13 protein-coding genes and 1 pseudogene are annotated in these 15,389 nt (G+C 68.6%); 5 read left to right on the top strand and 9 right to left on the bottom strand.

From position 1 onward, the window contains the following. Nucleotides 1-58 precede the first annotated feature (58 nt). The 5 genes and pseudogenes from ACWY4P_RS49690 to ACWY4P_RS49670 form a co-directional block, all read right to left on the bottom strand. On the bottom strand, nt 59-1,288 hold the full coding sequence (locus tag ACWY4P_RS49690; protein ID WP_456207390.1) for a cytochrome P450: 1,230 nt from the start codon (nt 1,286-1,288) through the stop codon (nt 59-61). Continuing rightward, nucleotides 1,285-2,775 carry an MFS transporter gene (locus tag ACWY4P_RS49685; RefSeq protein ID WP_456207389.1) on the bottom strand — a complete coding sequence of 497 codons (1,491 nt, stop codon included), beginning with the start codon at nt 2,773-2,775 and terminating at the stop codon, nt 1,285-1,287. The genes ACWY4P_RS49690 and ACWY4P_RS49685 overlap by 4 nt, the downstream gene beginning before the upstream one ends. A 54-nt stretch (nt 2,776-2,829) precedes the next feature. Continuing rightward, a complete protein-coding gene (locus ACWY4P_RS49680; RefSeq protein WP_456207388.1) occupies nt 2,830-4,023 on the bottom strand; it encodes an NAD(P)/FAD-dependent oxidoreductase in 1,194 nt (397 codons plus the stop codon). After that, nucleotides 4,020-4,220, bottom strand: a complete 201-nt coding sequence (locus tag ACWY4P_RS49675) for a ferredoxin (RefSeq protein ID WP_456207387.1) — start codon at nt 4,218-4,220, stop codon at nt 4,020-4,022. Before ACWY4P_RS49675 ends, ACWY4P_RS49680 begins: the two co-directional genes overlap by 4 nt. A 100-nt stretch (nt 4,221-4,320) precedes the next feature. Continuing rightward, nucleotides 4,321-5,339: pseudogene (locus ACWY4P_RS49670) on the bottom strand (cytochrome P450). 121 nt (nt 5,340-5,460) lie between these two features. Here ACWY4P_RS49670 and ACWY4P_RS49665 point away from each other — a divergent pair. Continuing rightward, a complete protein-coding gene (locus tag ACWY4P_RS49665; protein WP_456207386.1) occupies nt 5,461-5,592 on the top strand; it encodes a hypothetical protein in 132 nt (43 codons plus the stop codon). 65 nt (nt 5,593-5,657) lie between these two features. On the opposite strand, the gene ACWY4P_RS49660 is transcribed toward ACWY4P_RS49665, so the two are convergent. Together ACWY4P_RS49660 and ACWY4P_RS49655 are read right to left on the bottom strand one after the other, a co-directional pair. Continuing rightward, nucleotides 5,658-6,908, bottom strand: coding sequence for an amidohydrolase (locus tag ACWY4P_RS49660; RefSeq protein WP_456207385.1), 1,251 nt, complete (start codon nt 6,906-6,908; stop codon nt 5,658-5,660). 174 nt (nt 6,909-7,082) lie between these two features. Then, nucleotides 7,083-8,093 (bottom strand): Lrp/AsnC ligand binding domain-containing protein, encoded by a 1,011-nt coding sequence (locus ACWY4P_RS49655; protein WP_456207384.1) that lies wholly within the window; start codon nt 8,091-8,093, stop codon nt 7,083-7,085. A gap of 385 nt (nt 8,094-8,478) precedes the next feature. Between ACWY4P_RS49655 and ACWY4P_RS49650 the strand changes: the two genes are divergently transcribed. The 4 genes from ACWY4P_RS49650 to ACWY4P_RS49635 are packed head-to-tail and all read left to right on the top strand — an operon-like array spanning nt 8,479 to nt 13,513. Further along, the gene (locus tag ACWY4P_RS49650) at nt 8,479-9,921 is read left to right on the top strand and encodes an ABC transporter substrate-binding protein (protein WP_456207383.1); all 1,443 of its coding nucleotides are present in this window, start codon (nt 8,479-8,481) and stop codon (nt 9,919-9,921) included. A gap of 17 nt (nt 9,922-9,938) precedes the next feature. Further along, complete coding sequence (locus ACWY4P_RS49645) at nt 9,939-11,003, top strand: ABC transporter permease (protein WP_456207382.1); 1,065 nt, start codon at nt 9,939-9,941, stop codon at nt 11,001-11,003. After that, the gene (locus ACWY4P_RS49640; protein WP_456207381.1) at nt 10,990-12,708 is read left to right on the top strand and encodes a dipeptide/oligopeptide/nickel ABC transporter permease/ATP-binding protein; all 1,719 of its coding nucleotides are present in this window, start codon (nt 10,990-10,992) and stop codon (nt 12,706-12,708) included. Before ACWY4P_RS49645 ends, ACWY4P_RS49640 begins: the two co-directional genes overlap by 14 nt. Next, nucleotides 12,701-13,513, top strand: a complete 813-nt coding sequence (locus ACWY4P_RS49635) for an ATP-binding cassette domain-containing protein (RefSeq protein WP_456207380.1) — start codon at nt 12,701-12,703, stop codon at nt 13,511-13,513. The genes ACWY4P_RS49640 and ACWY4P_RS49635 overlap by 8 nt, the downstream gene beginning before the upstream one ends. Nucleotides 13,514-13,539: 26 nt before the next feature. On the opposite strand, the gene ACWY4P_RS49630 is transcribed toward ACWY4P_RS49635, so the two are convergent. Continuing rightward, a complete protein-coding gene (locus ACWY4P_RS49630) occupies nt 13,540-14,166 on the bottom strand; it encodes a PhzF family phenazine biosynthesis protein (RefSeq protein ID WP_456213315.1) in 627 nt (208 codons plus the stop codon). A gap of 77 nt (nt 14,167-14,243) precedes the next feature. Then, nucleotides 14,244-15,275, bottom strand: coding sequence for a LacI family DNA-binding transcriptional regulator (locus ACWY4P_RS49625; RefSeq protein ID WP_456207379.1), 1,032 nt, complete (start codon nt 15,273-15,275; stop codon nt 14,244-14,246). Nucleotides 15,276-15,389 lie beyond the last annotated feature (114 nt).

Here is a 15,389-nt window from a genome sequence, read left to right as displayed (position 1 = left end):
CGGCGGATGCGGCGGGCCCTTGGCGTCGTGCGCGTGGGTCAGGGTCCGGCCGTGGGTCTCACCAGGTGACGGGCAGCTCGTGGAGGCCGTAGACCACGGCGTCGTACTTGAAGCGGGCGTCCTGCAGCGAGACGGCCGTACGCAGTGTGGGGATGCGGCGGAAGAGGGTGGGGTAGATCACCTGTAGTTCGAGCCGGGCCAGCGGCTGGCCGACGCAGTGGTGGGTGCCGGCGCCGAACGCCTGGTGCTGACGGGCGTTGCGGGTGATGTCCAGGCGGTCGGGGTCTTCGAAGACCCGCGGGTCGCGGTTGGCGAGCTCGCCGAGGAGAATGACGCCTTCGCCGGCCGGGATGGTCTGCCCGTCGATTTCGATGTCCTCCAGTGCGGTGCGGCGGCGCCCGAGGTGCACGATGGACAGGTAGCGCAGCAGTTCTTCGACGGCGTTGACGACGACCTGGGGGTCCTCGGCGTCGCGGATGGCGGCGAGTTGGTCGGGATGCTGGAGCAGCAGCAGGGTGCCCAGGCTGATCATGTTTGCGGTGGTCTCGTGGCCGCCGAGCAGCAGCAGGACGCCCATGGTGGCCGCCTGATGGCGGGTCAGCTCGCCCGCCTGGACCTGTCGGCCCAGCTTGGACAGCAGGTCGTCGCCGGGTTCGGTGATCTTCTGGGCGACCAGCTGGTCGAGGTACTGCGACAGCGCGGAGTGGGCGGCGTGGCGCTGCTCACCGGTTGCGACGACGGAGACCAGGGTTTTGCTGTTCTTCTGGAAGAACTCGTGGTCCTCGTAGGGGACTCCGAGCATTTCGGAGATGACCAGCGAGGGCAAGGGCAGGGCCAGAGCCTGCACGAGGTCGGCGGGCTTGGGTCCGGCCAGCATCTGGTCGATGAACGTGTCGGTCATCCGCTGGATGGCCGGGCGCAGCGCCTCGACGCGTTTGATGGTGAAGGTGCCGCTGACCATGCGGCGCAGGCGCGCGTGCTCGGGGTCGTCCATGCCCACGAAGCTCAGGTCCGTGGAACCGCTCGCGTGGCTGTACTGGGGGTCGACGGGGCTGGGAAAGCCGGGGTGTGAGAAGTCGACGCTCAGCCGGGGATCGGACAGCAGCGCCTTCTGCTCGGCATGTCCCGTCACCGCCCAGGGAGTGCTGTCGCCCCAGGAACGGACTCGGGTGACCGGGCCGTGGTCGCTCAGCGCACGCATCTCGGGCGACGGGTCGAAGGGGCAGACGGACGAGCGCGGCGCGGGGAACTCGGGGATGTCGGGGGCGGCTTCGGGATGGGTGGTCATGGTGAAGCTCCAGAGGTGGGTGTTGAGGGAACGGGGCCGGAGGGGTGGGGCGGGGGCGGCGTCTCGGCCCAGTGCGGTCCGTCTGGGTCGGCAGGCGTCCTGCGCAGGGGGATGGTCAGCGCGATCAGGGCGGCGAGCACGGCCACACCGCAGCCCAGCAGGAGTCCGGCGCGGAATCCCGCTTCTGTGGGCACGGCCCGGCCGGCGAACGGCTCGGTCATCTGGGTGAGGACGATGCCGACCACGGCTGCGGCGATGGTGGTGCCGACGGAGCGCAGCAGGGTGTTGAAGCTGTTCGCCGAAGCGGTCTCGGAGACCGGGACCCCTCCCATGATCAGCGCGGGCATGGCGCCGTACGCCAGGGCGACGCCACAGTTGCAGATACAGGTGACCACGATCAGCCCCCACACCGAGCTCATCAGGATGGTGGAGGAGCCGTAACCGAGCGCGATGACCATGCTGCCGACGGCGAGGGTCGTTTTGGGACTGGTCGCTGCCGACAGCCGCGCACCGAGCGGGGAGATCAGCATCATCATCAGCCCGGAGGGTGCCATCAGCAGGCCGGCGTTCACCATGGACTGTCCCAGGCCGTGACCGGTCTCCCTCGGCAGTTGCAGCAGCTGCGGGACGATCAGCGCCGCGGCGTACATGGCGAAGGCGACGACGACCGAGGCGGCATTGGTGACCAGAATCAGCGGACGGGCGGCGATCCGCAGGTCGACCAGAGGCGCCGGGGTACGCAGCTCCCACCAGCCCCAGGCCGCCAGGACGACCGGCGCGGCGATCGCCAAGGAGAGGACACTCGTGCTGCTCCAGCCCCAGTCGGCGCCCTTGGAGACGGCCAGCAGCAGGCAGATCAGGCCGACGCCGAGCCCGAGCGCGCCGACGACGTCGAAACGGCCACGGGCAGATGCCGCCGGGCCCGCCGGGATCACCAGGTAGATCAACAGGGCGACCACGGCGCTGAGTCCGGCGGAGACCCAGAACAGGACGCGCCAGTCGGAGTTCTCCGCGACGGCGGCCGCGAACGGCAGGCCGAGCGCGCCGCCCACACCGAGGGAGGAGCTGATCAGCGCGATGGAAGCGCCGACGCGCTCGGGCGGCAGCAAGTCGCGCAGGGTGCTGATGCCCAGGGCCACCACACCCATGCCCATGCCCTGCAGGGCCCGCCCGACGACCATCGCCGTCAGCGATCCGGCAGTGGCGCACACCACCGATCCGAGGACCAGCGGCACGCAGCACAGCAGCAGAATCCGGCGCTTGCCGTAGAGGTCACCGAGCCGTCCGGTCACCGGGGTGGTGACGGCGCCGGCCAGCAGGGTCGCGGTCACCGCCCATGTGGCGTTGGAGGCGCTGGTGTCCAGCAGCACCGGCAGTTGTCCGATGAGCGGCACCACCAGGGTCTGCATGAGTGCGGCGACGATACCGGCCGTGGCCAGCACGGCCACACATCTGCGGGAAGAGACGGCGGACGGCGGTGGATTCATTGAGTGTTCCCTGCTGTGCGGATGCGGGCGGCGGGCCGGGGCGCCCGCACCTGGTCACGGGGCGGTCGGCTCCAGCGGGCGGGTGTAGTGGTCCACCAGGCTTGCTCGGTGCAGCCGGGTCTGCTTGGGCATGTTCCAGCCGAGCACGCCCAACGGCCCCTGCGGACCGTCGTACCGCACCACGAAACGCCCCTCCGCGGGGTCGCCCTCGACCACCTGGGCGGAGGCTTCGGCAGCCGGTATGCCGAACACCTGGACCTTCACGTCGAACTGGTCGGTCCAGAAGTAGGGCACCGGCAGGTACGGCCGGTCCTCCCCGAGGATGTTCCGGGCGACAGCGAGCGCCTGCTCGGCGGCGTTGGTGCGGTTCTCCAGCCGCAGTAGCCGCCCCAGTCCCTCGTGGTGCCAGCGCGCCACATCGCCCACGGCCCAGATACCGTCCGCGGCACGGCAGCGCGCGTCGCAGACGACGCCGTTGTCCAGCTCCAGCCCGCTGCCGACGAGCCAGTCGGTGGCCGGTGAGCAGCCGATCGCGGCCACCACCACGTCCGCCTCCAACGTCTCGCCGTCGCTGAGCCGCACACCGGTGACCCGTCCTTCCCGCGACAGCAGCGCATCCAGCAGTACGCCTGCTCGCAGCGCAACGCCGTTGCGGGCGTGCAGGGCGGTGAGGTGCTTCGCGGCGAAGGGGCCGAGCTGGTCGGTCATCGCTGCCGGCTGCGGGCCGACCATGCAGACCTCCAGACCCATCAGCCGTGCGGTGGCCGCGGTCTCCGCGCCCAGCACTCCGTCACCGACTACGACGACCCGGCGGGCCGCCACCAGGTCGGCGCGCAGGGCGGCCGCGTCGTCGAGCGTGCGGATGACGTGCACACCGCGCAGCCCGCTCTGGCCCGGAAGTTCGCGGGCCCGGATGCCGGTGGCGACGACGACCGCGTCCGCGGTCAGCGTGAGACCGGAAACGGTGCGCACGCCGCGGTCCGCGACGTCCAGTGCGACCGCCGGGTCGCCGAGCACGAACTCGGCGTCCAACGCGTCCAGGACCTCCCTCGGGCGCAGCTGCGCCCGAGCGGGCTCCCAGGCGCCGCAGAGAACCTGTTTGGACAGCGGCGGCCGGTCGTAGGGCAGTTCGGGCTCGGCACCGAGCAGGGTGAGACGTCCGCGGTAACCCTTGCGGCGCAGTGCCTCCGCGGTGCTGAGCCCGGCCGCGGAGGCTCCTGCCACCAGCACGTGTCCGGGGGAGTTCACGCGTCCTCGATGACCTTGATCGCGGCTGCGGGGCAGACCCCGGCGGACTCGCGCACCACGTCATGCTGGTGCGCGGGCGGCTCGGCGTCCAGCAGGACGACGATGCCGTCCTCATCGCGCTGGTCGAAGACATCGGGGGCGATCAGCACGCACTGACCGGCGGCACAGCACTTCTCTTCGTCAATGGTGATTTTCATGGCGTTTCCTTGGTGTGGTGGTGGGGGTTACCGGGGCGGCGAAGAGGCCGACGACCACGTCTGTCGCCGGCCTCGGCCACGTAGCGCTTGCGGATCGCGTTCACCATGTCACCGGTTCACGCAGTGGCGTGGTCAGCATGCCCTCCTGCCGGCGCAGCTCACCGGGCTCGACGGCGAGGGCCAGGGTGGGCAAGCGCCGCAGCATGACGCCCAGCACGGCCTGCAACTCGGTGCGGGCCAGGGGCTGGCCGAGGCAGGAATGGGGGCCGGCACCGAAGGTGAGGTGCGGGTTGGGGGTGCGGCCCAGATTCAGCGAGTCCGGCTCCGCCCAGGCGAGTTCGTCGCGGTTGGCCGCCGCCATGCTGCACACCACGGTGGAGCCCTTCGGCACCACGCCACTGGACAGCTCGATGTCCTCGTGGGCATAGCGGAGCATGCCGAATCCACTCCCGTTCGGGTCGAAGCGCAGCACCTCTTCCACGGCGGGCCGGATCAGCGAGCGGTCCGCGAGGAGCCGCTCCCAGCGGGCGCGGTCGGACAGCAGGTGGGCGGTCATCATGGCGATGAATCCGGCCGTCGTCTCGTGGCCGGCAAGCAGGAGTGCCTGCCCCGTGGCCACCAGGCCGGCTTCCGACATCGGCTCGCCGTCGTTGTCGGTGCCGAGCATCAGCTGGCTGATGAGGTCGTCGCCGGGCGTCTCGCGCTTCTCGGCGACGAGGCCCGACATATAGGCAGCGAAGTCCTCGTGCGCGGCTGGCTCGTTTTGAGAGCGGTCATCCGCTTGGCGGTGAACCATTTGCCGACCATGCGCCGCCAGCGCTCGTGACCTTCGGCGTTGAGGGTGCGTGCCATGGGGCTGGAGAAGATTCCCTCGGCGTCGCCGGCCGTGATGCGCGCGGCATCCGGACGGGTCAGTCCCTCGCGCGTCAGCCGCGGGTCGGTCAGGGCGGTGCGGACGTCTTCGTAGCGGGTCAGCAGCACGGCGCCGTCACCACTGGGAAAAGTCACCTGAGCCACCGGACGGGTCTGCCGCAGTTCTGTCCACTGGGCAGGGGGCTCCAGGGCCGCCGGCGCGCCAATCGGGTAGCTCAGAGCCTCAGCCGGGGAGGTGTCGGTCATGGCTGCTCCAGTCCGTGGGAGAAGGGAGGAACCGTCCGACGAGAGTCAACCCAACCGGAAGACATAAGTCAATCGACTGACTGAATTCAGGCCGAGCGAGGTGCGCCCGCACGCCACTCAGATGCCGCGCGACGTCATCGGCTTCGGCGCCCCCGTCGGCTTCCGGCCGGCAGCCCGGCACCCGGAGTGGATCGCCGGCCTGGTCGTGCCGGGCGGCACCGGCGATCCCGAACTCGTCGCCCCCGACAGTTGACCCCGCGACCAGCACTTCCTGGATCTTCCTGGACTTTCCTGGTTATGGCTTTCCGGGACGTACGTTCACCCGCGTATCAACGATTCGAGGATGTCGATCCCGGTCGGAATTGATTCCTCCGCGATGTCGAAGGTCTCGCTGTGATGGGGCCCCGGGCTGCCCGCTCCGACCATCAGATAAGCACCCATGCCTCCGCGTTGCTGGACATGCCTGATCAGAAGGTTGGCGTCATCGCTTCCGGCGAATTGCTGGGTCCGGATGACCTCGGTGACATCGCGATGGGCCGTGGCCACCTCGACGATGCGATCGATCATCTCGTCGTCGGGCGCGACGGTCGCGGATTGGCCCATCACGGCGACGTTCGTCAGCACACCCTGCGCCGCGCCCACACCGTCCACAATGGATCGGATCCGGTCGACCAGCTCGTCGACGACCTCGTCATCGGTGGCTCGGGCCTCGCAGGTCATCACCGCCGAGGAGGGCACGATATTCACTCCGTCCCCGGCGACAAGGGTGCCGACGTTGAGCCGGGTGTCCGCGGTGCTGAAGCGCGGGATGGCCATGATGCCCAGTGCGGACATCGCCGCCGCGAGCAGCGCGTTGCGGCCGGCTTCCGGCGTACCGGCCGCGTGCGAGGCTTTGCCCGCGAAGTCGATGGTCAGCTTGCGGGTCGCCATCCCGCCGGTGAAGCTCCCCACGATTCCGCCGACGGCCATGTCTCCCGCCACGTGCACGGCGAGCATGTTGTCTATCTCGTCGGCCACCCCTGCGTCGATCATCGTCTGCGCTCCGCGGACCCCCTCTTCGGCAGGCTGGAACAGGATCCGCAGCGAGCCCGCGAAGTCGCGGTCCGACAGCCGGTGGAGCAAGCCGACTCCGATGGTGGCGTGCGCGTCATGGCCGCACGCGTGCATCGCGCCGTTCGTCGCGGCGAACCCGTTCGCCACCGGGAAATGAGCGGCATCGGTTGATTCGCCCATCGGAAGTGCGTCGATGTCGACGCGAAGGCCCCACCGCGGCCCCGGGCGAGTGCCTTTGAGGTCCACGACCAACGCGGTGCCGTTTTCGCGGAAATAACGGGCCCGCTCGGCCGGGACACCTGATTCGATGGCGCGAGCCGCCCATGCGTCCAGGGTTTCCCGCGAAGGGAAATTGACGACGGCCGAGAGGTCCTGGGCGTCTTTTCCGGTCAGAACATGTACCGGTAGCCCCTCGATGGCTCGTTCGACCCGGGCCGCCGTGCCGACTTCCACGAACGCGGGCTCCGGGTTCCGGTGCAGTTCTCGGCGAAACGCTTTGAGCTGCTCAAAATCCACGAGCGACCTCTCTTTCCTCAGCGATCGGCTGGCCGGGCGGCCGCCTCGCTCAGGCTACGGAAGGTGCTGCGAATCGGTGCTGTGCGCGGGATGTGGGCATGAAAGACAAAGATCCAGGCCGAAGTGCGCATGAATTTACGCAAGTGGCAGGGTGGGTGACAAGCCACTGGCCGGCTAGTCCTCGAACACCGGGTGGTGGCCGAGGGGGACCAGACGGACATGCCGGCTGTCGAGATCGAGGATGTGGCCGGCGCGCTTCGCGATCCTCGGGACGATCCATCGGTCCTTGATGAGGACCTTCGGGAAGGCCGAAGTCAGCTTGTTCTCGATCTCGTCCAGCTCCTGAAGGTCGTGCAGCCACAGGAATACCGCGAGGTTGGCCTTACCGGTCACCGAGGCACACAACCGCACATGGTTCAGCAGCCGGAGCGAGGCGACGACACGCTCCAGATTCAGCGGCTGGACATCGAGCCACAACGCCGCCGCCGCGGACCAGCCCAGGAGAGTGTGCGCGAAGTCGACCCGCCATCTGACCCAGTCCGCGGCCAGTACCGCGTCGATGTCCCGCGAGATCATGGACAGGGACCGGCCCAGCTCCCGCTGCATATCGGCGGCGGTTCGGCGGACGTCCCCTTCGAGCGCGGCGACGACGGCTCGGTGGGTGGGCTTGCGCCGCTTGGGCGGCTCGGACGGCCGGAAATCGTGCAGCGCCTTGACCTGCTCCTTGGAGAGAACCTTCAGCCGCCAGCTCGCCCCCTCGAAAAAGATCTTTCGCAGGTAGTGGGTGCGCGTGCCGACGATGCCGGGGATCACAGCGATGCGCTCGTCTATGTACCGGTCCATGGAGAGCAGGCTGTCGGTCGAGATCATGACATAGAGGTCGCGCGGACCGGAGGTGCAGTGCACGCTGGAGATGGACGCCTGCCGCCCGAGCTCAGCGATCACATGCTCTCGTCGCCCGGGAACACATCGGATCTCGACCAGAGCGGAGATCATCTGCTCCCGGAGGTGTGGTGCGTCGGCCTCGGAACAACTCGTCCACACCTGTCGCTGGCTGGTGAGAGCCGACCAGCGGCGCGAAATCGTCGAGGGGTCGATCCGCAGGATCCCCCCGAGCTGAGCCCATGAGACACGGGGATGTATCTGCAGCGCGTTGATGATCTGCATGTCCAGCGAGTCGACCATGCACGGCAGCATGCAACGATCAGGCCGTCCTGTCCACAATCGTGCGGGTGCCCGGCTCCAGGTGGGCTGATGCGGCTCCGCCAGACATGCCGCGCCATGCTTTCGTGCGGGCATGTGCAACGTCCCGGAAACCTACTGCCGGGTTTCGTGGAAAGACCGTGCAGCGGTGCTGCGGGATTGCCGATTTCCTTGCGCGGTGCGCCACGGAACACCTCCGGCGGATGGCCGTGACTTACGCTCCGCCCACCGTTTCGGCCGTTGTGTTGGAGGCATCATGTTTCGTCAGTCGGGTGCTGTCCTGGCGGTGATAGCCGCAGTGGGCTTGGGAGCGACCGGGTGCGGGGTGAACGAGGAAGCCGGAGCGGGGTCGAAGGACACGATCGGCATGTCGCTGAACACCGATCCCGCGACCTTCGACCCGGCGCTGGCGAAGGGCGGCGACGACTACACCGTGGCCCGGCTGCTCTTCGACACGGTGGTACGCAAGGACTCCGGCAACCGCCTGGTGGGTGGGATCGCATCGAAGTGGAAGGCCGACGATGCCGCGCACTACACATTCACCATCCGTAAAGGGATGACGTGTTCGGATGGCAGTGCGATCACACCGTCGGTCGTGGCACGGTCACTGACCCGTTTCGCCTCGCCGCAGACGGGGTCCTCGGGCCGCACGCTGGCCCTCGGGTCGGCAACCGCGACGTTCACGGCAGACGACGGGGCGGGCACGGTGAAGGCCGCGCTGTCCGCTCCCTGGTCGGACTTCTTGACCGGGCTGAGCCTGCCGCAGGCCGGGATCGTGTGCCCGGCAGGCCTGGCCGACACCAAGGGACTGACCACCGGCAAGGTCAAGGGAGCGTTCTCCGGGCCCTACACCTTGACCTCGTCCCGGCCGGCGGTGTCGTACAAGCTGACCCTTCGGAGCAAGTACACGGCCTGGCCGAAGTTCGCCAAGCCTCTTCAGGGAGTGCCCGCGAAGCATCTCAACCTCACGCCGGTCACGGACTACTCGACGATCGCCACCCAGCTGCTGTCCGGCAGCCTGGACGTGGGTGTGGTCGCTGACGAGAACGTGGGCCGGTTCGGCGGCGACTCCCGCTTCTCCACTTCAAGTGCGTCGAACACCACGACGTATCTGCTGTTCAATGAGCGTCCGGGGACGGTGTTCGCGAACCGGCCCGACCTGCGCACCGCGGTGGCGCAGGCCATCGACGCACAGACATTCAGTGACATCGTCAGCGGCAAGGAAGGCAGCACGATCCGCTCGGTCGGATCGGCCAAGGTGCCCTGTGTCAACACCGACCGGTCGTTGCTGGTCGCCGCCGACCGCGCCGCTGCCGCCAAGAAGCTGGCCGGGGTCCATTTCCGTATCGTGGGCACGACCCTGCTCCGTGGTGGTAACGACTACATCGCCGAGGCACTCCGCAAGGCCGGGGCAACGGTGAAGGTCGACTCTCTCGACAACGCCAACTGGGCCACCGTGACCTCCGCGGGCGGCAAGGACTGGGACATCAACGTCCAGGGCGACAACAACATGATGGGCACTCTCTCCTCCTCCCTCCTGCGCGTCATGGGCCCGCCGACCGAGAAGGGCGGCCGTAACAAGACGGGGCGGGTCAACGGCGAGGGATACGCGGCTGTCGACCGGGCCATGAGCAAGCTGGACCGCACCGCGCAATGCGCCGCTCTCCAGTCGGCGCAGAGGTCCTTCCTGAAGCGGGTCGACGCGATCCCGCTGTCGACCCTGCCTTCCACCACGGTCGTCGCCAAGGGCTACAGCATCCGCACCTTCGACGACTACCTCGACCCCGCCACCCTCCGCATCGCCAAGTAGCCGAGGCCACACACATCATGATTTCTCTCGATTCCGCGGAGACGGGTGCCCGGCCACCCGTCTCCGCGGACGACCGCTCGACGACATTCCCGCAACGCCTTCTCCGGCCCTCTTCGCCCTGGCTCGGTTTCGCCGTCCGACGGCTCACCAGCCTCGTCGCGATCTTCTTCGCGCTGCTCGTCGTCTCGTTCCTGATCGTCCAGCTCATCCCCGGCGACCCGGCGGCAGGCGTTGCCGGTGCCAACGCCGATCTCGCGGACATCGCACGCGTCAGACACGAACTCCGGCTCGATCAACCGGTCTGGGAACGGTTCCTCGACTACGTGGGGGATGTTTTCTCCGGGCACCTCGGCACGTCGTTCATGTACCGGCAGCCCGTGGAGACGATCATCTTCAACCGTCTCCCCTTCACGGCGACCATCGCGCTCGCGGGCATCGTCATCGTCCTGCTGGTCTCGGTTCCGCTGGGAATGGTCATCGGTGTGCTCACGCGGGGTGGCCGACGCAAGTGGCTGGACACGACGTTCGGGGTGATCACCGGTTTTCTCGACGCGGTGCCCGGCTACATCATGGCGTCCTTCCTCGTGGTGATGTTCGCCGTCGGCATCGGCGTGGTACCGCTCTATCCTCCGGCCTACACGCCTCGCTTCGCCGTCCAGTCATTCGTGCTTCCCGTCGCGTCGATCGTGATCGGTCCGATCTGTACCGTCTCGCGGGTCGTCCGCCGCGAAACGGCGGTCGTGCTCGACAACGACTACATGAGGACCGCGCGTGGCTGGCGACTGCCCGCCCACAAGCGCTACATCACATGGGCGCTGCCCAACCTCCTCACCACCACACTCACCCTGAGCGGGCTCATCCTGACCGGGATGATCGGCGGGGCGATCATCATCGAGTCGGTGTTCGCCCTGCCCGGCCTCGGCAGCGGCATCATCAAGGCCATTCTCGACCGCGACTATCCGGTCATCCAGGGCATGGTGATCGTCATCGGCATGATCGCGGCGCTGATCAACCTCCTCGTCGATGTCCTGCTCGGGCTGATCGACCGACGGACCCTCGGGGGGTCGCATGTCTCCGCGTAACCGACGGCACCGTGGGAACCTCGGGCTCGTCCTCGGCCTGGTTCTCCTGGGCATCGTCGTCCTGATCGCCGTGCTGGCCCCGCTCTTCTTCACCAGCGAGGCGAGCGCGCTGGGCACCCGGTTCGCGCACCCCTCGTCCGGCCATTGGCTCGGTACCGACGCCGCCGGCCACGATGTGCTGCTCCGCAGCCTGGTCGCCACGCGCCTGACCCTGCTGATGACCGTGGGCGCGACGGCGATCGCGGTCGTCCTCGGTGTTCTCGTGGGCACCAGCGTATGGCTCATGCGGCCCCGGGCCCGGGAGATCTGTCTTCGCATGATCGACGCGATGGTCGCCTTCCCCGGCCTCCTTCTCGCGCTCGTCGTCGCGGCAGTGCTCGGCGCGGGAGGTACCTCGGTGGTGATCGCCATCGGCGTGGCCGGCATACCCTACTTCGCGCGCCTCACCGCGAATCTCGCCGCGAGGGTGTCTCAGCAGGACTACATCTCGACCGCGCGCCTGCTCGGAGTGAGCCCGGCACGGATCGCGCTCAGGCACATGCTGCCCAACATGGCGGAGCCTCTGCTGGTGCTGTCGGCGTCGACCTTCGCCAGCACGCTCACGGCCATCTCCGCCCTTTCGTTCGTGGGGATCGGCGTCCAGTCGCCCCTCTACGACTGGGGAAAGCTGCTGAGCGAGGCGCTGCCGTCGCTGCTGGCGGGCCGGCCGTTCCAGATGGTGGGCCCGGCGGCTCTCGTGATCGTGACCGGGCTTGCCGCGGTCCTGATCGGCGACGGGCTCGCGGCCGCGGCGAACCCGCGGGCGGGCAGGAAGGCGCCGAGCCGGACGAGCGCCCGCCACTCCGAGCGGGACACGCCGGTGCCGAATGACGGGTATCTCGTCGACGTACAGGACCTGTGGATTCACAGCGGCGACAAGCCGCTGGTGAAGGGCATCTCGTTCGGCATCAGGCAGGGTGAGATCGTCGGTATCGTGGGCGAGAGCGGTTCCGGAAAGACTCTGACCGCGATGTCTCTCGCGCGACTCCTGCCCGACGGCCTGACCTCCCGCTCGTCCCGCATGGCCCTCGGCGAACTCGACCTCCGCCGACCGGTCCCACCGGGCCTCATGGCCGAGACGGTCAGCCTCGTCTACCAGGACCCGGGCTCCACGTTCAACCCGGCACTCCGCATGGGCACCCAGCTCACCGAGGTGCTGTGCACCCACAAGCGCCTCGGCAGGCGAGTCGCGAAGCGTCGCATGGCGGACGCACTCCGGGCCGTACACATGACGAAGCCCGAGCACCGCATGAAGCAGTATCCGCACGAACTCTCGGGCGGTATGCGGCAGCGAGCGATGATCGCGACGGCACTGGCGACCGAGCCGCTCCTGATCATCGCCGACGAGCCGACCACGGCTCTGGATGTGACCGTCCAGGCGGAGATCCTGCGCGAACTGCGGCGCCTCAACAGCCGGATCGGCACCTCGGTCATGTTCATCTCGCACGACATCGGAGTGGTCCGCGCACTCTGTCATCGCGTGATCGTCATGTACCACGGCGAGGTGGTGGAGGAGATCGACGCCGCGGACCTCACGGTGGAATCGGCCCGCCACCCCTATACGAGGGCACTCCTCGAGGCCACACCCGACATCGACAGCCCGGTGGAGACGCTGCCCGGCATGTCGTGGACCCCGGAAGCGGCGAAGGAGCACACGCATGGTTGAGGAGACGGCGGCCGTCCAGGTCCATGACCTGGAAGTGAGCTACGGCTGGGGAAGGAGCGCGACCCGCGTCCTCCACGGGATCACCATGAACGTCGCCAAGGGACATACCGTCGGCATCGTCGGGGAGTCCGGATCGGGGAAGTCCACCCTGGCGAAGACCCTGGCCGGCCTGGTCCGACCGACGTCGGGCAGCGTCAGGATCGCCGGCGTGGACGTGTTCGCCACCCGCGGTGCGGACCGCACGGGAATGCGGCGGAGGGTGCAGATGATCCCCCAGGACCCGTATTCCTCGCTCAATCCCCGTCGCACCATCGGCGAGGCGCTCGCCGAGGCGGTGGACCCGCGCCGCGCCAACGTGAAGAAGCACCGGGACGAGATCGTCCACTGGCTCGAGACCGTCAGGATGCCGGCGGACACCATCCACCAGTACCCCCACGAGTGTTCGGGCGGGCAGCGCCAGCGGATCGCGATCGCACGCGGGCTGATCCTTCGCCCCGAGGTCGTGATCGCGGACGAGATCACATCGGCGCTCGATGTCTCGGTCCAGGCGGAGATCCTCAACCTCATCGCCAAGCTGCGCGGTGAACTCGGTTTGACCATGGTGTTCATCTCGCACAACCTCGCCGTGGTCAGGCATGTCAGTGACGAGGTCGTGGTGTTGTACCGCGGCGACATCGTGGAACACGGTACGGCCGCCGATCTCTACGAGCGCCCGCAGCACGCCTACACGCGCGCGCTGCTCAACGCGGTCCCGGGCGCGCCCGGCTTCGACATCACGCCTCGCGCGCAGGAAGACGCCGCGTGACGCGGGACAGCTGCAGATAGGAACTGTCAGAGAGTGATGGTGCCGCGGACGCAGTTGGTGGCAGCGCCGCCGACCCAGACGGTGCCATCCGCATCGGCGGTGATCTCGACGGTCCCGGCCCGGCCCACGCGCTTGCCCTGGGAGACCCGATAGGTCGAGGCCGCGCGGCCGGTGGCGGTGAGCCATTGTCCGACCGAGGCGTTCATGCTGCCGCACACGGGATCCTCGGCCACACCGCAGGCGGGGGCGAAGGTACGCATCTCAAAGGCGTGCTCGGCCCCCTCGGGACAGGCCCCGATCGCGCCGACCATCGCGGCCGGGATGAGGGACAGGTCGGGTTCGAGGGCGAGGACCTCCTCGGCCGTGGCCAACTGGACCACGGCCCAACCGGGTCCGTTGTCGACCCACTGGTGGGCGAGGACACGGTCACGCTTGATGCCGAACGCGGCGACGATCTGGTCGACGAACTCCTCGTCGAGCGCGCCGTCGCGGACAAGCGGCGGGGCGGCGAAGGACAGGATGCCATCGCCACGGCGCACGCTGGTCAGGCCGGCGGCACACTCCTGCACGATACGGTCGGCGTGCCGCGGTGTGCCGCCGTTGTCCAACCACGCGCGTGCGGACCCGAGGGTGGGGTGCCCGGCGAACGGCAGTTCGCCTCCAGGGGTGAAGATCCGCAGCCGGTAGTCCGCCTCCGGAGTGGTGGGGGCAGAAGGGCGACCAGAGCCGGTCAGGTGGGCTCGGCCGTAGTACCGCGTACGACCAGGTGCGGGGTGAGTACGACCTCGCGGGGTTCGGTGCGGCCCTGATCGAGGCGTTCCACGGCGGCGGCCACCGCGTGTCGTGCCTGCTCCCGCGCGTTCTGGCTGACGGTGGTCAGATTGAAGCAGCTGAGCCGGGAGAGGGTGTCGTCGTCGTAGCCGGCCACCGACACCGCGCCCGGGACAGCGACGCCGGCGCGGGAAAGGGCGGCCAGAAGGCCGATGGCGCACTGGTCGTTGAAGGCGACGACCGAGGTGGGCAGCCCGGCACCGTCGAGGAGGTGGCGAGCGGCGCGTTCGCCGGCCGCTTCGGTGTTGTCGCCGTGCAGGATCCGGATGTGCTCGTCCAGGTCATGGCGGCGCATGGCGGTCCGGTAGCCGCGGCGCCGGTCGGTGGCGATGACACCCTTGCCGCCGTCGACGTAGACGATCTCGCGGTGGCCGAGACCGACCAGATGGTCGACGATCTGGCCGACCCCGTCGTCGTCGGCGGTGCGTACGACGTCCAGGTCGGCGTCGGCGATGCGGCGACCGACGGCGATGACGGGGGCCTTGCGGTCGAGTGCGGCGAGCGTGTCGGCGGGGGCGGTCGGGCCGAGCAGGATCAGGGCCTCGCTGCGGAAGGCCAGCAGCGTCTCCACGGCGGTGTGCTCGTCGCGGGTGCGCGTCAGGGTGCTCAGGACAAGGTCGTAGCCGACCTCCTCGGCGGCCGTGTGCAGGTGCTCGACCAGTTCGGCGTGGAAGGGGCTGTGGATGTCGACCATGACGCCGAGCAGCCGGGTACGTCTGCTGGCCAGCAGGCTGGCGGTACGGTCCGCCTGGTAGCCGAGGTCGGCGGCCGCTTTCAGGACACGCTTCCGGGTCCGTTCGCTGGGGCCGGGCACACCACGCAGCACCAGGGACACCGACGCCGTGGACAGACCCACCCGCGCGGCCACGTCCTCCAGCCGGGGTCGCTTGTTCGCACCGTTGTGATGACCTGCGGAACCGACATCATCCATTTGTGCCTCCCCGCGGCGATCTCCTCGCGCAACGCTCTTGACACGCTCACGAAACGAGCCGATAGTACCAGAACTTAAAGCGCTTTAAATTGTCCTGTTGTTCCGACGAAGTTA

The organism is Streptomyces sp. LZ34, assembly GCF_053890475.1.
The sequence above is the reverse complement of the archived record's forward strand: the minus strand, read 5'-3'. Positions and strand labels throughout refer to the sequence as shown.